Here is a 19,846-nt window from a genome sequence, read left to right as displayed (position 1 = left end):
ATCCGCCAGTTGGCGGACACAGGTTCGAGTCCTGTCCCCGCTACTAGAAGAGAGGCGATCCGAAAAATCGCCTTTTCTTTTTTAATACTTTCGTTGGGCTCATATCCGCCAGTTGGCGGACACAGGTTCGAGTCCTGTCCCCGCTACTAGAAGAGAGGCGATCCGAAAAATCGCCTTTTCTTTTTTAATACTTTCGTTGGGCTCATATCCGCCAGTTGGCGGACACAGATTCGAGTCCAGTCCCCGCTACTAGAAGAGAGGCGATCCGAAAGATCGCCTTTTCTTTTTTAATACTTTCGTTGGGCTCATATCCGCCAGTTGGCGAACACAGGTTCGAGTCCTGTTCCCGCTACTAGAAGAGAGGCGATCCAAAAGATCGTCTTTTCTGTTTTTAAGAAAATGACCCTAAGTGTTGAGTTCGTATCCGCCAGGTGGTAGACGCAGGTTCAAGGGAGAAAGAAGATTAAGAGACTTCCTTTCTCATTCTAAAAAATATATCGTGAGTGTAGTAGTTGGTCGCTCGGCCCCAGTAAAAGTAGCGGGGGAATATTATCTCGAACAACTTTACTACCAGTTGCGGAGCTTTAAGGCTTAGGGAGATCATAACGAAGATCGAGGCTAGCTGCCACCTTTTAATCATGATTTTGATGGAGTGGATTTTGATTTTTATAAGTGGACGTCACAATTGGTATTTTATGTCAGCTTGGCGCTTGAATGAAAAAAATCCTCATGTTCTTTTTTAGGACACTAAAAAATTGCAATGGAAGCAGCAAAAGGCATTTCATAGCTCGCCCGGAGCTCAGATCAAACTTCTATCGAAACTGTAAGGGAGGTCAAAGGAAATGAGACACACTATTTTTGTACCTTAGGTATACCGTTATGAGGCTGGCATCAAAAAATACCTAGCAATCTTATGCCATTCCATGTTTACGTTCTTCATTCGGCAAAGCTGAACAAAATCTACATTGGCTTCACGTCCGATCTTGAGGCCAGACTAAAGTCACACAACGAACTTGCCACAAAGGGATGGACCATGAAATTTCGTCCGTGGAGGTTGGTATTCTCAGAGGCATTTGAAACGAAGGGAGAAGCGATGAAGCGGGAGCGGGAGTTGAAAACTGCACGAGGAAGGATGTTTATTCGAAGAGAGATTCTGCAACAGTAAAGGTCGCGTCCGTCAGGTCTACGGGCGTCAAAACCTCCATCTCTAATGAATACCGGATTAAATGCCTGTGAATATCGCAGTGGTGAATCTGTCTCTGTGAAACTTCTCTGTTGACGTGTAGTGAAGATTTGACTGTACCAGGAATTGCTGATCTTCATGGTCATAGCGGACTAAAAAAGTTACGTACACATCTTTCTTCACGTCTGAAGCCTGCCCCATGACGTTTACATCAAAGTCGACGAAGGAAATGCGGGTAAAAACAAGAAGGTCGGAAGGTGTCACCTCTGTTGTATATATAATTTTGTATTCGCCGATTTGTGCACGATCGCGTATATAACTTTTTAAAATCTCAAAATGATTTAGACTGAAGTTGGGTTTCTGTCCATAGGGTATATCAAGTGAGTCTGCTATTTCTTTTGCATATGATGGCCTTGTCTTGATTTTTTCTATGGCTTTTAGAGCTGTGTTTTTTTCAATTCGGGAAATTACGAATCGTGTAATTACGACGGAGGTTCCTCCCAAAACAAATAAGCTAGCCCACAAAAGTTTGCCAGTGATGTGATCAAATATCCAGTCCATCATGCCCTGGTAATTTAAGACCACGTTAGATAAAAATCAACTGCGGCACGCATGTGTGCTGTGTTGTATGATTCACCAGCATGACGCATTAAAAAACAGGCCCCGCGTTCTACAGTTTTCGCCCACCAATGCGCGGCCAAGTCCGAAATTCTGCTATCTTAGTATAGAGGAAAATTTTTCCTCCAACACAACACATCCAGGCAAAAGGAGCCCGCCTGGAATTGCCCTGTCAAAAGGAACCCGGAAACATCAATGGCGCCTTCAAGCCTGGAGACGGAGTGTTTCTATATTCAGAATACCTGCATGATTGTGAATTCTTGATTCAAAAGGAATGATCCGTCTTTCGGAGAGACGATAATGTATGAGTCTTCAACACTTTCATTTTCTGGTGTTCTCGCTTGCAATCCTTTTTTGTGAGGTGGCACTTGCTCAACCCAGTGTTAAGAAAGTGAAATTTTCAAGAATAGAGGCAAGTTCTGAGCTCTCCAATTCCAAAGTCAATTGCGTTCTCCAGGATTCGAAAGGTTTTCTGTGGGTGGGCACCGAAGATGGATTGAACCGCTTTGATGGCTATGACTTTAAGATATATCGTAACCATCCCGACGACACCACCAGCCTGCTGAAGAACGGCATATCCAATATCTATGAAGATAGCCAGGGCGCGCTTTGGGTGAGCACGCTCAACGGCGGGTTGCACACCTATAACAATTCTCAGGATAATTTCACCAGAATTGCGGCCTACTCATTCGACTGCGACATTCCGCAGATCCTGGAAGACCGAAACAAAAACATCTGGGTTGTTGGCGTAAAATCGAAGCAGGCTTTTGTGTCCAGGCTGAATCGTGCAAACAATCACTGGGAACACTTCGATCTCTTTCCATCCACAAACCCCATAGCGTTTCTTTGGCAGGCGTCTGAAGATGAATTCTGGATGGGCGCCAACAACACCGGTTTTTTTAAGTGGAACATGCGCAACAACAGTCTTGAGCGCTACTTCCACGACGAAAAAAATCCAAACAGCATTGTGAGCAATCTTTTTCACAAAGCCATTCACGACGCCCGGGGCAACATCTGGATTGCCACGGCAGAAGGGCTGAGCAAATTTGATCCGCGAAAAAAAATCTTTACAAACTTCACAACAAAATCCACTGACAACAAAACGTCGTTCCTGGTCAACAACATTCTGAATCTTTGTGAAGACGGCGATGACCTTTGGATTGGTACTGAAAATGGCGGGCTCAGTCGCTTGGATACAAAAGACGGCGAGTTCACCAATTTTTTGTTCAACAAAAACGATCCCACCTCTGTGGTCGACAATTCCATCTGGTCTATCTATAAAGACCGGCAGGGAAGAATTTGGGTCGGCACCTATTCAAAAGGATTGTGCGTCATTGACAGGTTGAAAGAAAAATTTTCGGAGCTCGATGTGCCCCTGGAAAACGATGTGGTGAATGCCATTTGGCAGGATTCTAAAAACCGGTTTTGGATTGGCACCGAAGGTGGAATGGCCGTGAGAGATGGACGGCAGCTCCGCTACTACAAACATACATCCCAAAAAAACAGCCTGGGTGGCGATCCGGTGCTGTCGATTTTTGAAGACAGCCGGCATCAACTGTGGGCGGGTACCTGGGGTGGAGGTCTGAGTCGGTATGTTGAAGAGCATGATTATTTCATGAACTATCTGCCCGATGAAAAAAATCCCAACAGCCTCTCCAATCCAAATGTGTTTTCTATAAATGAACAAACTCAAACTGGGCACTTGCTGGTGGGCACATACCAGGGACTAAATATTTTGACCGATGAAAAGACCGGCCAGTTTGAAAGGCACACGCAAAACGAATTCGAATTCAACAACTTCATTCGCACCGTCTACGAAGATCGCAAAGGGAATGTCTGGATCGGCACCATTGAAGAGCTAACGGAATATCAGGCGAACGATAAAAAAATAGTGAGGTTCAACACCGGGCGCAACATGGATTCCATTAAGGTGGGTGGATTGGTGAATTGTATTCTGGAAGACCGGAAAGGAAAAATTTGGGTTGGCACAAGCAACGGCCTGCACCTGCTGGTAGCGAAAAAATTTGTGAAGCGCTACACGGTAGGGAACGGATTGCCAAACAACATCGTGAACGGAATTTTGGAAGACGATTGGGGCAACCTCTGGCTGAGCACCACGCAGGGTATCTCGAAGTTTAATCCCGTGGATGAGACATTTAAAAACTTCGACGTCAACGATGGCTTGCTGAGCAAAGAGTTCAGGCCCAATGCCTGTTTCAGAAGCAAAGAGGGACAGCTTTTTTTTGGAGGCAAAGGGGTTAATTTTTTCTACCCCGATAGCATAAAAGACAACCCTCATGTTCCTCCTGTTTTTATAACAGACCTGAAACTCTTCAACCAATCGGTTAAAGTTGGCGGTGAAGACGGCATCTTAAAACAACAGATCAGCGAGGTGCGCGAAATTTCCCTTCCACCGCAATACATCTTTTTTGCCATCGACTATGTGGCGTTAAATTTCACCGCCACCCGCAAGAACCAGTATGCCTACATGCTGGAGGGCTTTGATGAGGATTGGAACTATGTAGGCAACCATCGCTCGGTCACGTTCACCAACCTGGATGTGGGAACGTATACCTTCAGGGTTAAAGCCTGCAACAACGATGGCCTGTGGAACGAATCAGGAACAACGCTGGTCATCCACATTCTGCCGCCCCTTTGGAAGACATGGTGGTTCAGAACAATGGCCGTGCTTTTCGTTGTGGGCATGGCCAGGGGCTACTACAAAATGAGGGTGAAAGCCATTGAACGGCAAAACAGGAAGCTGGAGGGCCTGGTGGCAAAGCGAACCGAAGAACTTCAAAACACAAACGAAGAACTCGTTAGCCGCGAGGAGGAAATTCAAAAGCAGAACAACGATCTGTCTGTTCAGCAGGAAGAGCTGGCATCGCAGAACGGCGAACTTCAAAAGGCGAGGCAAATCATTGAAAAACAAAATGACGAAATCAAACTGCGCAACGAAACGCTGGAAGAAGAGGTGAAAGAAAGAACAAAGGATCTGGTGGAGTATAATCAACAGCTCGAACAATTTGCATTCATCTCGGCTCACAACCTCAGGGCTCCTGTTGCCCGCATCCTGGGATTGGGAAATGTTTTGGAGATGGTGAAACCCGACCCGGCAGAACAAAATGACATTGTGGGCAAACTGGTTTTTGCAACGCGCGAACTCGACACCGTGGTGAAAGATCTGATCACCATTTTGGTCTTGAGAAAAGATAACACTTCCACCCTCACCAACATCAGCCTGGAGGAGGAGATGCGGTTGGTACGAGTGAACCTGGAAAAAGAGATACACGAAACGGGAGCGGTGATTCAGGAGGATTTTTCAGGTGCCCCGTTCATCCATACTGTCAAACCTTACCTCGACAGCATTCTTATTAACCTGGTGGGGAACGCCATCCGGTATCGTTATCCACACAGGTGCCCCGTTGTCCGCATTAAATCGGAGGTTGTTGAAAAACACATTTGCCTGACCGTTCGCGACAATGGTCTGGGCATTGACCTGGGCTTGCACAAAGAAAAAATATTCACACTCTACAGCCGCTTTCACAACCACGTGGAGGGCAAAGGCATGGGGCTATACCTCGTGAAAAATCAGGTGGTTTCTTTGGGCGGTCGTGTGGAAGTGGAAAGTGAAATTGATAAAGGAACCACGTTTAGGATTTTTTTTAAACGATAAGGTATATACCGCCTAAATCAACGGCAGCTCCGCGCTAAAGAACGCTCCTCCGGCGTGCTGTTCATCGTGTAGTTTCCCAGCAGTTTGAAATCGTTTTTGCAAATTGGCCAGTCCCATGCGTGTGCTTTCCACCACCGAGCGCAGCCCATCCCAAACCTGTGCCGGCAAATTTTTATCTTTATAAAATGAAGAAAATCGAATGCCCCTCGTGTGCCATGGAGGTCGATGCCAACAGCAAAACCTGCCCGATCTGCAGCTATGAGTTCCCGCCAAAAGCCCGGGGCCTGAAGTGGGTGGCTTTTCTGCTGGCCATTTTCCTGCTTCTGCTTTGGCTCCTTTATTAAAAGGCTCGTCTTGCGGTTTGGCCCAATGAAAAGCCACAATCCATAAGGATTTTCAAGGCCTGAACACATCCATGCAACCTTTTTATCGCCGCGACCGTCTTTATAGGCAAAGGTGAAACAAATGAAAGGTACCTACCTGGGAGAATTCGAAGAACTGGTCTTGCTCACCGTCGGAATCTTGTTCGACGATGCCTACGGCCTGGCCATTGTAGACGAGCTGGAAAAGAAAACCGGCCGCAACATCATGATGAGCTCCGTTCACAAAGCCTTGCTTCGCCTCGAAGACAAAGGCTACCTGAAGTCGCGCATGGGCGGCGCCACCGCCGTGCGTGGCGGAAGAGACAAGCGGCTTTACATACTCACAGAAGCCGGCAAAAAAGTGCTGAGCGAATCGCGCGAGATGCGAAACGAGATGTGGAAAGAGATTCCAAAAATAGTGTGGGAGGTCACGCAGGCATGACGCACAAACCGCATCAACAAAATCCACCGACGTGGGCCATTCGTTTTTTTCAATGGTTCTGCAACGATCACCTGGCCGATGCAGCCCTGGGCGACATGCTGGAACTTTATGACCGGCGCAGGGCCAGGCTTGGCAAACGAAAAGCCGACTTGTTATTCATCTGCAACGTACTCTTCTTTCTGCAACCCTTTGCCATCCGGCGAAGATCAGAGTCGACATCTCATCATACTTTAGCCATGTATAAAAACTATTTCAAGATCACCTGGCGAACCATGTCCCGCCAAAAGATGTATACCGGCATCACCGTTGGCGGCCTGGCCCTGGGGCTGGCCACCTGCATGATCATATTCCTGTATGTGCGCAACGAACTGAGCTACGACAAACGTTATGCGGATGGCAATCACATCTATCGTTTCTACAACGACTATCGTGGTGCACAGGCCGAACGGTGGACGTCAACATCGCCGGTGGTAGCACAGATTTTTAAAACAGACTATCCCGAAGTGGAGAAGGTTGGCCGGTTGGTGCCGCAGAAGTGGCATCAGGCCGGCAGCAATTTGTTCCGGCGCGAAGACCGCGTGGAGAATACGTATGAAGAAGGATTTGCCTATGCCGACAATGAGTTGCTGAGCATTCTTGAGATACCGTTTGTGGAAGGAAACATCAACGCGCTGGCCAAGCCAAACTCCATTGTGATATCGAAACGGATAGCCGAAAAATATTTTCCAAACGAAGAGGCCATGGGCAAGACCGTGATCCTCAACGACGACAACGCGCGCCCCTACACCATTGGCGGAGTGATGGAAGATTTTGCTGCACATACGCATCTCCACTATGATTTTTTCATCACGCTCACCAACGCAGAGTTCTGGCCTGGCGAACAAACCAGCTGGTGTTGCTTCAATTACGACACCTATGTGAAACTGCGGCCCGATGCCGACCCGGCCGCACTCACCCTAAAGCTTCAATCGCTGCGCGACGATCACCTGTTGCCCTATCTGCAAAACAACGGCGATCAATCGGCCGCCGACATAAAGAAGAATCATTTCTTTGGACTGCAGCCTGTGCGTGACATCTATATCAACACGGCAGGAGTGTCGGACGAACTTCACCATGGCGACATTCGCTACGTGTGGTTGTTCAGCGGCATTGCCGTTTTCATTTTATTGCTGGCCTGCATCAACTTTGTGAATCTGTCAACGGCCAAGTCGGCAAACCGTGCAAAGGAAGTGGGGCTGCGAAAAGTGGTGGGCTCTGTGCGCGGCTACCTGGTTCGCCAGTTTCTGACCGAGTCGGTTGTCTACAGCCTTGTGTCGTTCGCCTTGGGCGTGGGCATGGTGACGCTGGCTTTGCCGTTCTTTAATGCACTGGCCGGCAAACAACTGGCACTGCCCTGGACAACGCTCTGGTTCTTGCCCATGTTGTTGATGGCCGCCCTCGTGGTGGGCATCATCGCCGGACTCTATCCCGCCTTCTATCTTTCCGGATTCAAACCTGTTGATGTGCTGAAGGGCAGCCTCAGCAAAGGAAGCAGAAGCTCATCGTTGCGTGGCGCGCTGGTGGTGTTTCAGTTCACCACATCCATCGTGCTCATCGTGGGCACGTTTGTGATCAACAAACAAATGCAGTTCATACTGAACAGCAAAATCGGATTTGATAAGGAGCAAGTGGTTATTGTGCAAGGCACCAACACACTCGGCGAACAACGCGAAACCTTCAAGAGCGAAGTGTTGCAACTGGCCGATGTGGAGCATGTCACCATCAGCAGCTACCTGCCGGTGAGTGGCACAAACCGCGGCCAGACCGCCTTCTGGAAAGAAGGAAGATCAAAAGAAGATGTGGCGGTCTACGCACAGGAGTGGTCGGTAGACGAAGACTATATCAAAACCCTGGGCATGAACATCACCATGGGTCGCGACTTCGACACGAGAGCTTCCGATGCCACGGCCATCATCATCAACCAGGCGATGGCCAAAGATCTTGGACTTCCTCAACCCATCGGCCACCGCATCACAAAAGGCCAGGTATATGAAGTGATCGGTGTTGTGGAAGATTTTAATTTCGAATCCATGAAGGGACAAATCAGGTCGCTTTGTTTTGTGTTGGAAAGGGGCGGGGCGTTTGCTTCGGTGAAGGTGAAGTCATCGGCCATGGCCAGCGTTATTCCGGCGCTCAACAAAGTGTGGCAGCGCTTTATGCCCCATCAACCCTTTCGCTACGCATTCATGGACGAACGCTATGCCCGCATGTATGCCGATGTGGACCGCACCGGAAAAATTTTCACATGCTTTGCAGCCCTGGCCATTGTGGTGGCGTGTCTGGGACTGTTCGCGTTGTCGGCGTTCATGGTGGAACAGCGGGGCAAAGAAATCAGCATACGCCTGGTGATGGGAGCGTCTATGAAAAACATCTTCCGCCTGCTCACTCAAAACGTGGTGGGGCTTGTGCTGATATCGTTCGTTATCGCTGCCCCGCTTTCGTGGTTCATGGCGCAGCAGTGGTTGAAGGACTATACTTATAAAACTCCACTTTCGTGGGATGTGTTTGCCATCGCCGGAGTGCTTTCGGTTCTCATTGCCATGAGCACTGTGAGCTACCATGCCATTCGCGCGGCAATGACAAACCCGGCAAACCGGTTGAGGTCGGAGTGATGGCCATGTTTTTAGGAACGACATAAACAAAAGAGACTGCCATCAAAGCAGTCTCTTTGTGTTTGTGAACATATCGACGCTCATTCACCTTTCAAATTCTGCGCGGGATTCACATACGTGGCACGCCAGGCCTGCGAGCCAATGGTGGCTACTCCGAAAACAATCAACGTTGCAATGCCGATGCCGATGGTCACGGCATTCACCGACACGTGATAGGCCAGTTGCTCAAGCCACAAATTGTTGATGAACCACACAGCCGGCACAGCCACCACAATGGCGATCAACAGCATCGATCCAAAACCTTTCGACAAAAGATAAATCAATTCGCCGTTACTGCTGCCCAGCACTTTGCGGATGGAGATTTCTTTTGTGCGCGTTTCGGTGGCATAGGTGGCCATGCCCAACAAGCCAAGACACGATATGGTAATGGCCAGGAAGGCGATCACGCTGAGGATGCTGAATAGATCGCCGAATAGGATGTCGTAGATTTTGTGCACCTCGCCATCGAAATCTTTGTAGTCAACTTTCAGTGCCGGCGTTGTGGCCATCCAGGCTTTCTCGATGCTCTGCCCGGCATTTTGAAACGTGCCGCTGTATTTCACTTGCAGCAGCGTGTATTCTTTCGGGTTTGCAATGAGGGCCATCGGTTGAATTTTGTCGAGCAACATTTGGTGATTGTAGTCTTTCACTACACCAATGATCTGCTTGCGCGTGGAGTCGTCCTGAAAAATAATTTGCTGGCCAATCGCTTCATTCGCCGAGTTGAAGTGAAAAGCCTGCACGGCATTTTCGTTTAGCACAATAAAATCTTTGTTGGCCTCACCGCTTTCGGCTTTGAAATAGTTGCCGGCCACCAGTTGCAGATTCATGTTGCCGATGTAGTCTTCGTCTGTTGAATAGTAGTAGACCTCCGTCCAGTCTTTTTCGTCCATCGATTTTTTATAACCCGAACTGTAGCTGCTGCCACCCGCGGGCACGTGCGACACGGCCGACACACTTTCGATGTTGCTGTATTTGAGCAGCTCCGTTTTCAAGGTCGTGGGCGACGCGTTGCTCAAGCCCACCACAATTTTCTGATCCATACTAAATCCGTGGTCGGCCTTCAGAAACAATTTGAGCTGGTTAAACACCACAACCACCGTCAGAATGAAAATGAGTGAGAAGGTGAACTGTGCCACCAGCAGGGTTTTTCGTAAACCAATGTGCGAGAAGAGCTTCATGGTGCCGATGCCTTTCAAAACTTTCACCGGTTGAAACCCACTGAGCACCACCGCGGGGAAAATGCCTGCCAACAAACCAACGCCCAATGCGAACAGCACAAACACCCCGAACACCGCGTAGTTCATTTCCAGGCTCCACATCATCATGCGTGCAAAGCTCAACTGCAGCATCAACGGCTTCAGCAAAAACAAAATCAGAATGGCTGCCACAAACGCGAACATCGACAACAGCACCGACTCGGAAATGAATTGCAGAAACACTTGCCACCGCTGTGCACCGGTCACTTTGCGGATGCCAATTTCACGGGCACGGGTGAGCGAAAGCGCGATCGACAAATTAGTGAAGTTAAAACACGACGTGAGCATTACTACTCCGGCAAGACCAGCAAAGAAATAAATGAACACCCAAGGAAGAAACGGCCCGATGGGATTTTCTACCATGGGCCCGGGCGTGATGTTCATCAGGTTTTGTATGGCATACTTCACCTTTAATTGTGTGTCGGGTTTGGGAAGTGTGGTGAAATATTTTTTCTGGATCTTGTCAAGCGCCAGTTGAAGAGCTTCAGGACTTTGATTTTTATCCAGCACCACATAGAGCCAGCCCTGTGTGAAGTTATACCAGTTGTCAAGATTTTTATGGCGCTTGCCTTCGGCTTCAAGGCTCTTCACCGTGGCCATGCTGGCGAGGGCATCGAAGGCGAGGTGCGACTTGTTTTGCGTTTCCATCAGCACACCCGTCACTTTGTAGGGACCTTCTTCGCCCACCTTGAACGTTTCACCAACCGGATTTTCCTGTTTAAATAATTTGCGCGCGGCCTTCTTTGTAAGCACCACGGTGTAGGGCTCGACGAGTGCGGTTCTCGTGTCGCCATATTCCAACTGATATTCAAACACGTCGAACACTTCCGGGTCGGCATAATAGCCCGCCACCGGGATGTTCACATTCTGCGCGATTTCGATCCACATGTTGCCAAAGCCACGCACCAGTCGTGCAGCTTTTTCAATGCCGGCATAGTTGTCTTTCAGCTCCTGTTTCAGGGGCAGAGCCGACGTGGCCGTTTCGGTGTGTTGTTCACCATGATGCCCAATGGGAATGCTGTTGATGCGATAAACCCGTTCGCGCTGTGTGTTGTGCCGGTCATACATCAGTTGATCGGCCACCAGCATGATGATGGCCATCGACAATGCCATGGCCACTGCCAGTCCAAAGATGTTGATGAAAGAAAAGAAGCGTCGTTTCATGACGCTGCGAAAGGCGGTTTTGAGGTAGTTACGGAACATGGATAGGATGCGTTTGCCCCGTGAGACACGCGTGGCCTGGAAAATGTTGCAACGGAACGGAAAATATTTTTGAGATCGGTAGGTGCGTGATCGGCGGTAGGTGCGTGATCGGCGCAGTCTTGTTGATGATTGTAGTAGAATTTCAGGAGAAGCGTCAGCGATCTGTCAACGCCAGAAAGTCGTTTCGGTGCAGCATCGAAAAAATGTTCTTGTCGGTGTCGATCAGGTCGGCCGACAGTTTTGTTTTGGATTCCTGCAGCACCATCATCTTTTCTTCAACGGTGTCTTTGCAGATGAGGCGCACGGCCACCACATTGTTTTGCTGGCCGATGCGATACACACGGTCGATGGCCTGGTTCTCCACAGCCGGATTCCACCACGGGTCAACAATGAACACGTAGTCGGCGGCGGTGAGGTTCAGACCGGTGCCGCCGGTTTTCAGGCTGATCAGAAACACACGAAGCGACGCGTCGTTTTGAAACGTGTCGATCACACGGTCGCGGTTTCGCGTTTTGCCCGTGAGCATGGCATGTGGAATCTGGTGCACGTCGAGACGCGACTTTATCAGTTCGAGCATCGACACAAATTGCGAGAACACCAGAATTTTGTGATGGCGCGACAACATCTGTATACGCTCCAGCAGCACATCAATTTTGGTGGAGTGATCTTCGGCAAACGCGTCGTCGGCCACCAGCGAGGGCGAGTTGCAGATCTGGCGCAGTTGTGTGAGCCCTTTCAGAATGTGGATGGTGCTTTTGGCCAGGTCGTCTTCGTTGCGCGACTCAATAAAGTCGCGAAGCTCTTTTTCGTAGGTGGCATACACGGCGCGTTGAGGTTCGCTCATTTCGCAATACAAAACCATCTCCGTTTTCTTGGGCAGGTCCTTCGCCACTTCCTGCTTGGTGCGCCGCAGCATGAAGGGTGTGATTTTAGATTGCAGCGTCAGCAGGCTACGTTTGTTTTTGAACTTGTCGATAGACGTGGCATACAAGTCGCGAAAGTTCCGGCGATTGCCCAGCAGTCCGGGACATGCAAACGAAAATTGCGCATACAAATCGAACGTATTGTTTTCGACCGGCGTGCCCGACAAAATGATGCGATTGCGCGAATGCAAAAGCCGCGCAGCCTTGTAGCGCTGCGACGATGGATTCTTGATGTTTTGCGACTCGTCGAGAATGGCATACCCGAACGCATACTTCCGCAGAAAATTAATGTCCGACACCAACGTTCCGTAGGACGTCAGAATAACATCAAACGAATCAAAACGCGTAGTCTGCTTGGCACGACTTCCCCCGTGATGAACGTGTATGCTCAGCGACGGTGCAAACTTTCTAAACTCATCCAGCCAACTATAAAGCAACGTGGTGGGAGCCACAAGCAGATGTGTTTCAGGGGCGCGCTTCTCGCGCAACATCAGCATGAAGGCAATGATCTGTATAGATTTTCCAAGCCCCATGTCGTCTGCAAGACAGCCGCCGAAACGCATCTCGTCCAGAATGTTGAGCCAGTTCAGGCCGGTGAGCTGATAGGGCCGCAACTGTGCCGTTAACTTCTCCGGAACGTGAATGGGTTTGAGCGTGGCCACGTTGCCAAGCGCGGCTTTGTAGTTCTGAATTTCGGCACGCACTTCGTCGTCGAGCTCTGCTTCGGTGTAGAGCTGCGACAGGTGCGAATAGTTCATCTTGCTGGTTTGCAGCGTTTGCTCATCCAGAATTTCGCCGGCCTCGAAATAGCTGCTGAATTTCTGAATCCATTCCGCCGGAATGATGCCTTGTGTGCCATCGTCAAGCTGCACAAACTTGCTCTTGCGTTTCACAGCCCGCTGAATCTCGCGCAACGACGCCTTCGTTTTCCCAAACGCCACCGAGATCTTGGTGTTGAACCAGTTGATGCCGCTGTTCACAATAATGTTGATGGTGGCTTTGTTTGGGTTGAGCGTGTTGCCCTTCAGCGTATTGAAACCGAGGATGGTGATGTTGTGTTTGCGCCAATCTTCAAACGCCGGCAAAAACCAGTCGGCGTCGAGAAATGATTTTTTGTTGACGTAGAAATAAAGTAAAGGATCGTCAAGCTGTTCCATAAAGTCCGGATGCTGCTTCAGCAGCAAAGCAATAAACTCATCTTCAGCATGCTCGTTCCGTTCCACTTTGATGCGGTTGCCCTCCGTGTCTTCGGTGTAGAGTTGTTTTTTAGAAAGAACAGGAATTTCCGTGTTGCCATACCTAATCACAGGGTTGATGGACACGTGTGTGTCCTGATCCATCAAATAAATAATCTTCTCCAGATCATCAACATCTTCCACGGTGCCCGTGCCAGCAACCGTTTTGTTCAGGTAGGGATATTCGATGGTGGTGTGCAATTCCATTTTGGCCAGCACATCGTGTTGAAATGTTTTGAACGCGTCATACGACAACGTGAGCGAATCGCCACACTCTTTGAAATAGGACAGCACATTAAGCGCATGCACATTGTCGCAAAGGTGCCACCGATTTTCGGAAACCACAAAGTAGTCGTATTGAATGTCGACCCGTGGAAGCGGATGACGCGCCCCATTGACAGACAACTCGCAGTCGATCGTGTAGTGCGTGTGTTCGCGATTCACCACCACCACAATTTTTATTTCGCTTAGGCTTATTTTGATGGGAGACACGGAGCGGTGACTCACCTTTTCGGAAACGTTGTGGTCGTGCGCATAGAAGGCATAGCCCACAGGATTTTTCACCAGCGCCTTCAGGCTCTCCACATCGCGCGCCGACTTTTCGTAGAGCGACTGGAATTTGATTACGGCCAAATAGAACTTCAGCTCGTCGGGGTGGCTGTTGCTCCACACCAGGTCCATGGGTTTCAGCACCTGCATACCGCTCTTCAGCGCGCCGTCTGTGCTGAGCGGAAACTCCACCAGCTGCACGGAGAAAAGACTGTAGTATTTATGTCGGCCAATCACCACCACGCGTGTGGCCCTGCCAGCAACTGCCGGAAGCAAGGGCGTCGCCACCTTATAAGACGACTCCTTCCCCGATTTGCCCGAACCTCCGGGAGCGTCGTCGGGCAGCGCATTTTCGAATGTTGGATACGGCATGGTTAAGGGCGCAACTTACGATCTAAAAATCACATTGCGTTGCCGTGGCGAAACGTTTAGGCCTTTGTCAGGATGGTTTTTAATTCTTCTATTGCTTCGGCAAAAACTGCTGGATCGGTATTTTCGGGGGTCAGTCTTTCCAGCAATTTGTTGGAGCGAAGTTGAGGCAAGCCCGTGTAGGCCCACATCGACACCGTGGTGTGCGCTTTGGTTTGAAGAAGACTGTCGGTGCCCGTCAAACACCACAGGATGAATTTGTGGGCAGGATGGCTTTTCTTAAATTCAATGAGACCGTGAAAGGCCTCGTCGAGACACTCGTGGCGATGCTCCTGAAAATTGTTGTACACAATGTCAAAGCTCTGCACGTTGTGAAACGACTTCCACAACGCTGTGGCAAAGATGATCTGGCGCACGGGGGTTGTTGTGTTCATTTTCTCAATCAACAGGCTCTCCAGGCCTTTATAGTTATGAAAGAGCAAATCGTTGATGGCAAACGTGAGGCCGGTGCTGTTGGTTTCTGTGTCGAGGCGACCCAGCGCCCGGGCAACAACCTCCTTGGCCCACTCCGCCTCTTCTTCGGGTGTTGCACTATACACATCGCCAAAACCGTCCTTATATATATAGATTTTGTTTCCGCCGTTGGCGAGATACAGTTCTTTGGAGCTAAAGTCGTGCATGGATGTGTTTGTCAGTGAAGCGCTTCGTTCGGCAAGAGGCACAGAAGCATTGACGAGGTTAAACGCGAAGTTGGGAAGATAGTTCGGATTGTTGGGCACACAAATTTCCAAAGTCGCCAACCCTGTGCCCAGGCATACCGGTTTCCGGGAGGCGGAATTTGTAAATCATGGCATAACACATCATCTTTGAGCCCACAAATTTCAGAACGCCATAAAACTCCCCATGAACCTCACTGTTTTCTTGACTAAAATTCTTTTAGCCCTCGTTGTTGTATGTGCCATGTCGTGCTCCGGAAAAAAAACGGAACGCGAACAGTATGAAGAGCTCCACTCCGGATTCACATTCACCACCTATAAAGTGGCTTCGCGCGCTGCCGTGGGTCCGGCCGTGACCTTGTATAACAGCCAGGCGCCTGATTCCATCGGCCCCATCGACGCCGAATATGCACACTTGCTCCTCGGATATTTCTGGACCATCTCGGCCAAACCCACCGCCGCCTTTGCCGAAGCCGACATCGCCGAAGAGAGCGCCGACAACGACGTGAAATTTCTGGCGCGCTCCCTGCGCTCCATCGCCATGTATGAACAAGGGTGGGATTCGCTGGCCCGCGAAGAGTCGCAAGCCGCAAACCTGCAGGTGCAGCGAAGCGCGTCGTCTAACGTGCAATATGAAGCCACAATGTTTTATATGCTGATGGGCATTCTCAATGCCTATGAAAAAGATTTTGATCAGTCAAAATTCTATTGGGCCGGCTTCGCTAACCAAACCGGTATTCACTGGCCCTACACCCTCACCGACGCCGCAGCCGACCTGCACGGCGGCCGCGTGAAGCAAGGCCTGGGCAAACTGAAAGTTGCATCACAAGACCCGGCCGTGCCCGAACCCATCCGCAAAGTGCTTGGCGAAAAACTCCAAAGCATCGAAGAAAAAACCGGCGACGTAAACTCCTCCTTCTTCTGGCCCCGCCTCATCTCTGCCGTGGTGCTCGACGAACTAAAAAACTCCGGCAGCCCGCAGTTGCAAAAATTTGTGCAAATGGTGGAAGGTGTGAAAGAGAAGCTGCCAGGGTAGGTGTAATATTGAATTGAACAAAAACAAAATAGGCCCCGTGCACCCATGGCACGTGGCTTATTTATTTAACACCAAGCACCATGAGGAGGTCTGGTGAAAAAATGTTGTCAATAGAAAAAATAAAACCAGGCAAAAATCGGAAAGCACTCATAGATGCTCTAACCGTTGAGCTACCCACCCTTTGGCGGAGCAGGATTCGAACCTGCAACCCTCTAGTTACGAAGAAACGCTATCCTACGGCACCGGTTTGTTATCCATAATAATGGGCAATCAGCCAGGCAGGTCTTTGTTTTCAATGCGAAGAACCCCGCCTGTACGGCACCACTATTTTGTGAAGAAGCAAAGTTTGCGTGGACCTTGCGCGGATTTTACCCGCCCTACGAAGAATTTCCACATGACGGCATTCTTCACAATGTTTCAAAAAAAAACACACCGAGTAAAATCGAGCCGAGCACCGGGGCATGATAAGCCGGGAGTTGAACCCGGACCACTTTCTCCAGGCAAACCCAAAGTATGTGATTCCTCCCCTCAAAGGCATCGAAGAATCTCGCCTCTACGACATCAGTATGTTTCTTTTAAGTACTTTTTACAAGTCAATATTATAAGCATTCATCCAAGTCATTCATGGAGCCAAGGCCTTTCAAAAATGCCCTCCTTCAAAAAACCGAAGGAGAGCATTTCCTCAAAACACAACGTTCTCAATTTCAGACAACGCATTCTTTCCGTCTTCAACCGCAGCCAACACATCAAAAATCTTATCCGACCATCCGGCAATCAAATACACGCCGTTTTCACGAATGCTGATCGGCGTCTTGCCATACCCGGCCAGGTCAAACAAGTAGAGCCTCGCTTGCGGCACCATGGCCTTATATTGCTTCCACAAAGCCGTCATGCTTATTTGCGCACCATCGCCAACATCCGAGTTCCACAACTGACAGTCCGTGAACATCATTACTTTATCCACTACCTGCTTCCGTTCCAAAAGATCCTTCAACACCAGGTAGCCATTGGTAGCATAACCCACCTCACCTTCGCGCGAATAAAATTCCTGCACGTTGGCCAGAATGTTGCTGCGCGACACGTTGATGATTTTCCACGTGTCACCAAACATCCCCGTTTGCACATGTTGGCAGCGCGACTGCAACAACATGGCCAACATCAAACCGATGTCGTAGTTCATCACCTTGCTTTTGTCGGATACCGACTTCTGCATGGAGCCCGACACATCACAGGCAATCATCACCGATGTGTGGGCGTCAAAGCCACGGATGTTTTGCGCGCTATGCGTCACCGCTTTCTCAAGCGCATCAAGCACCAAGGGCACAGCACCAAACTCCAACACCTTCACTTCGCGCCACGCCGCCAAAAAACGGAAAGGCAACTGCTTCGACTTGGCCACCGCCACAGGATCGGCCAGTTGCGCGCACACGTGCGCCACGGCGTCTGTGGAGATTTCGGCTTCCAGCATGTTGCGCAAGTTTCGCAGCAAGGCCATGTAGCCAAGCTTGTTGCTGGCAATCAGTTCTTCCCACTTGGCGCGGAAGGCGGCGGCTTTGGCAAACGTGCTGGCAAATTTTTGCTGGCCCAAGGCCGACAACTCGGTTTCCCAGGTATAGGGCACTTGCAACGTTTGCTTCGCGATTTTGTTGAACACCAACTGTTGTTGGTCGCTCACCGCTTTGGGGTGCACCAGAAACAACGCGTCGCGCAACGTGATGTCGGCCGCGCGGTCATATTTTGCAAATTGATATTCGTCGAACGAATTGAATGCCACCGCAAGTCCATGCTGAATTTGCTTCGACAGCTTGTTCAGTTTTTTTGTGCCTTTGCGTTTGTTGGCCACCTGATAGTAGGCCAGCAACTCGGTGATTTCGTCGGCACGTTTCACCACGCCGCTCACCGTTTTGCGCACGGCCGCATTTCCCGAATGGATTTTGGCCAACTCAACGGCCAGCACCAAAGGCACGCTGCGCAAGTTCATTTTTGTGCGCGCATAGATGGCCAGCCGGGCCACAAAGACCGGATCGTTTTTGGCAATCAATGTTCGGATACGATCGATGCGCTCGTCGGCCGATTCATAGAACCTGTTGCTCAGCGCCGTGGTCACCAGGGTGCTGTAAAGTTCCATGCGTGCGTCCATGGCAAATGCCTGTGCATCTTCGTGGTTCTTAACGCCTGCCTGTTTGGTGAATACATTGAATCGCATATCCTTTGTTTTTAAATTGATGATACAAAGGTTCGCGACCACTGCGCAGTCTTTTTGCGCAGTAGAAGTAATTTTTAAAAAAATGTGAAATATTATTTCCTTGCGGGAAAGGGGTCGCTTGGCGATTGATGATGCGTGCCCACAAGCAGAATCTGTTGCTGTGCAGCGCATAGGGCGGCGGTGGTCACCAGATAAAGTATGAAAAGGTAACGGCGCATAAGTGATCCGGTAGGTTGAGTTGTTGAAGATACCAAAAGCGTTGCTGGAATGCCGATAAGCGTAAAGCTTTTTTCATTAACCGATCATACAGATCGTCTGTCAGCATAAAATATACGTCCGCAACGTGTAGATGACCAAGAGATAATCCAGAGATAACCCACTGATGACTCACTGATAACCCAGTATTATTAAGGTGTGGATTATCGCTGGATTAATATTGACTTAATTCAAGGCAATCACTATTTTTAATCAATAGCAAAGTTGCCCTCCTCGCTATTTTTTTTCCGACCCTCAATCGGATCGTTTGCATGTAATCTTTAAAACAAGTTCCATTATGGCACACCTGGAAGACATTCAATTTACCGGCAGGCTTGGCAACGTCTCGGCCTATCGCATGAGAGGTAGCGACAAAATTATTTTGCGCGCCAGAGGCGGCGCAAGCAAGGATCAAATCAGAACATCGCCGGCATTTGCCACACCGCGTCGCTACATGGCCGAGTTTGGAGGATGTTCGGCTATGGGGGCGCGCGTGCGGCGGGCACTCGGTGCACAAAAGGCGTTGGCCGACTTCAACATTAGTGGTCCAATCAACGCCATGCTCAAGGTTGTTCAGAAAAACGATTTGGTGAGCGACCTGGGAAGAAGAACAATAACCCTTTCAAAAAACGTGCGCCTTCTCGAAGGGTTCTCGTTAAACAGGCGTGCACCGTTCGACAGTATATTGCGCACCACAACGAATGTGGCATTGTCGCGTGAAATGCGCACGGCTCACATCATGGTTCCGGCGTTGCTTCCGGGCATTAATTTCTCGCCGCCCAAAAACTATCCCATGTTCCGCATCCAGGCGGTGCTGGCCGTTGTGCCCGACTTTGCGTTCAACGAAGACCTGGGCCGCTACGCACCACAGGCAGGATATGTCAACAGCTTTGCGCCGCAGCATGCGGTGACGGAATGGAATCCTGCGCAATCGGGATCAGCTGAAACAACGCTGGCATTGCACGAAAGTCTGGTGCCGCCCGATGAAGGTTATAGCCTCATGTTGTCGCTTGGCATTTGCTTCGGTGTTGTGCAGGCAAATGGTGTGGTTGAACAGGTGAAGCATGCGGGTGCGGCAAAGGTGATTGCCCTTTGCTAAGTTATGGGTTTGACGCAACAGTCGT

Annotated in this window: 12 protein-coding genes; 7 read left to right on the top strand and 5 right to left on the bottom strand. The window is 49.7% G+C overall.

Going from position 1 to position 19,846, the window contains the following annotated elements:
* The first annotated feature begins 913 nt into the window (after positions 1-913).
* Positions 914-1,165 carry a GIY-YIG nuclease family protein gene (locus JI741_RS09605; RefSeq protein WP_202008855.1) on the top strand — a complete coding sequence of 84 codons (252 nt, stop codon included), beginning with the start codon at positions 914-916 and terminating at the stop codon, positions 1,163-1,165.
* A gap of 57 nt (positions 1,166-1,222) precedes the next feature.
* Here JI741_RS09605 and JI741_RS09600 read toward each other — a convergent pair whose 3' ends face one another.
* A complete protein-coding gene (locus JI741_RS09600) occupies positions 1,223-1,747 on the bottom strand; it encodes a hypothetical protein (RefSeq protein ID WP_202008854.1) in 525 nt (174 codons plus the stop codon).
* 445 nt (positions 1,748-2,192) lie between these two features.
* Between JI741_RS09600 and JI741_RS09595 the strand changes: the two genes are divergently transcribed.
* From JI741_RS09595 to JI741_RS09580, 4 genes are all read left to right on the top strand, one after another.
* Positions 2,193-5,477, top strand: coding sequence for a two-component regulator propeller domain-containing protein (locus JI741_RS09595; protein WP_369411745.1), 3,285 nt, complete (start codon positions 2,193-2,195; stop codon positions 5,475-5,477).
* Positions 5,478-5,662: 185 nt separating this feature from the next.
* The gene (locus JI741_RS09590; protein ID WP_202009967.1) at positions 5,663-5,821 is read left to right on the top strand and encodes a hypothetical protein; all 159 of its coding nucleotides are present in this window, start codon (positions 5,663-5,665) and stop codon (positions 5,819-5,821) included.
* Positions 5,822-5,942: 121 nt separating this feature from the next.
* Positions 5,943-6,281, top strand: coding sequence for a PadR family transcriptional regulator (locus JI741_RS09585; protein ID WP_202008852.1), 339 nt, complete (start codon positions 5,943-5,945; stop codon positions 6,279-6,281).
* Positions 6,236-8,932, top strand: a complete 2,697-nt coding sequence (locus tag JI741_RS09580; RefSeq protein ID WP_369411744.1) for an ABC transporter permease — start codon at positions 6,236-6,238, stop codon at positions 8,930-8,932. Before JI741_RS09585 ends, JI741_RS09580 begins: the two co-directional genes overlap by 46 nt.
* 80 nt (positions 8,933-9,012) lie before the next feature.
* On the opposite strand, the gene JI741_RS09575 is transcribed toward JI741_RS09580, so the two are convergent.
* The 3 genes from JI741_RS09575 to JI741_RS09565 all read right to left on the bottom strand — a co-directional run bounded on the left by JI741_RS09575 (position 9,013) and on the right by JI741_RS09565 (position 15,288).
* Positions 9,013-11,433 (bottom strand): ABC transporter permease, encoded by a 2,421-nt coding sequence (locus JI741_RS09575; RefSeq protein WP_202008850.1) that lies wholly within the window; start codon positions 11,431-11,433, stop codon positions 9,013-9,015.
* Positions 11,434-11,587: 154 nt separating this feature from the next.
* Entirely contained in the window at positions 11,588-14,512 is a 2,925-nt protein-coding gene (locus JI741_RS09570) for a DEAD/DEAH box helicase (protein WP_202008849.1), read from the bottom strand.
* Positions 14,513-14,568: 56 nt separating this feature from the next.
* Positions 14,569-15,288 (bottom strand): hypothetical protein, encoded by a 720-nt coding sequence (locus JI741_RS09565; RefSeq protein WP_202008848.1) that lies wholly within the window; start codon positions 15,286-15,288, stop codon positions 14,569-14,571.
* A 124-nt stretch (positions 15,289-15,412) separates the two neighbouring features.
* On the opposite strand from JI741_RS09565, the gene JI741_RS32480 reads away from it, so the two are divergent.
* Complete coding sequence (locus tag JI741_RS32480) at positions 15,413-16,261, top strand: hypothetical protein (RefSeq protein WP_236675983.1); 849 nt, start codon at positions 15,413-15,415, stop codon at positions 16,259-16,261.
* A 682-nt stretch (positions 16,262-16,943) separates the two neighbouring features.
* On the opposite strand, the gene JI741_RS09555 is transcribed toward JI741_RS32480, so the two are convergent.
* Positions 16,944-18,467: a TROVE domain-containing protein gene (locus tag JI741_RS09555; RefSeq protein ID WP_202008847.1), complete on the bottom strand. Its 1,524-nt coding sequence runs from the start codon at positions 18,465-18,467 to the stop codon at positions 16,944-16,946.
* A 553-nt stretch (positions 18,468-19,020) separates the two neighbouring features.
* Between JI741_RS09555 and JI741_RS09550 the strand changes: the two genes are divergently transcribed.
* Positions 19,021-19,821 carry a hypothetical protein gene (locus JI741_RS09550; protein WP_202008846.1) on the top strand — a complete coding sequence of 267 codons (801 nt, stop codon included), beginning with the start codon at positions 19,021-19,023 and terminating at the stop codon, positions 19,819-19,821.
* Positions 19,822-19,846 lie beyond the last annotated feature (25 nt).

Source organism: Chryseolinea lacunae (genome assembly GCF_016735595.1).
GTDB lineage: Bacteria > Bacteroidota > Bacteroidia > Cytophagales > Cyclobacteriaceae > Chryseolinea > Chryseolinea lacunae.
Note: the sequence above shows the minus strand (reverse complement) of the source record. Positions and strands in the feature narration are given on the sequence as shown.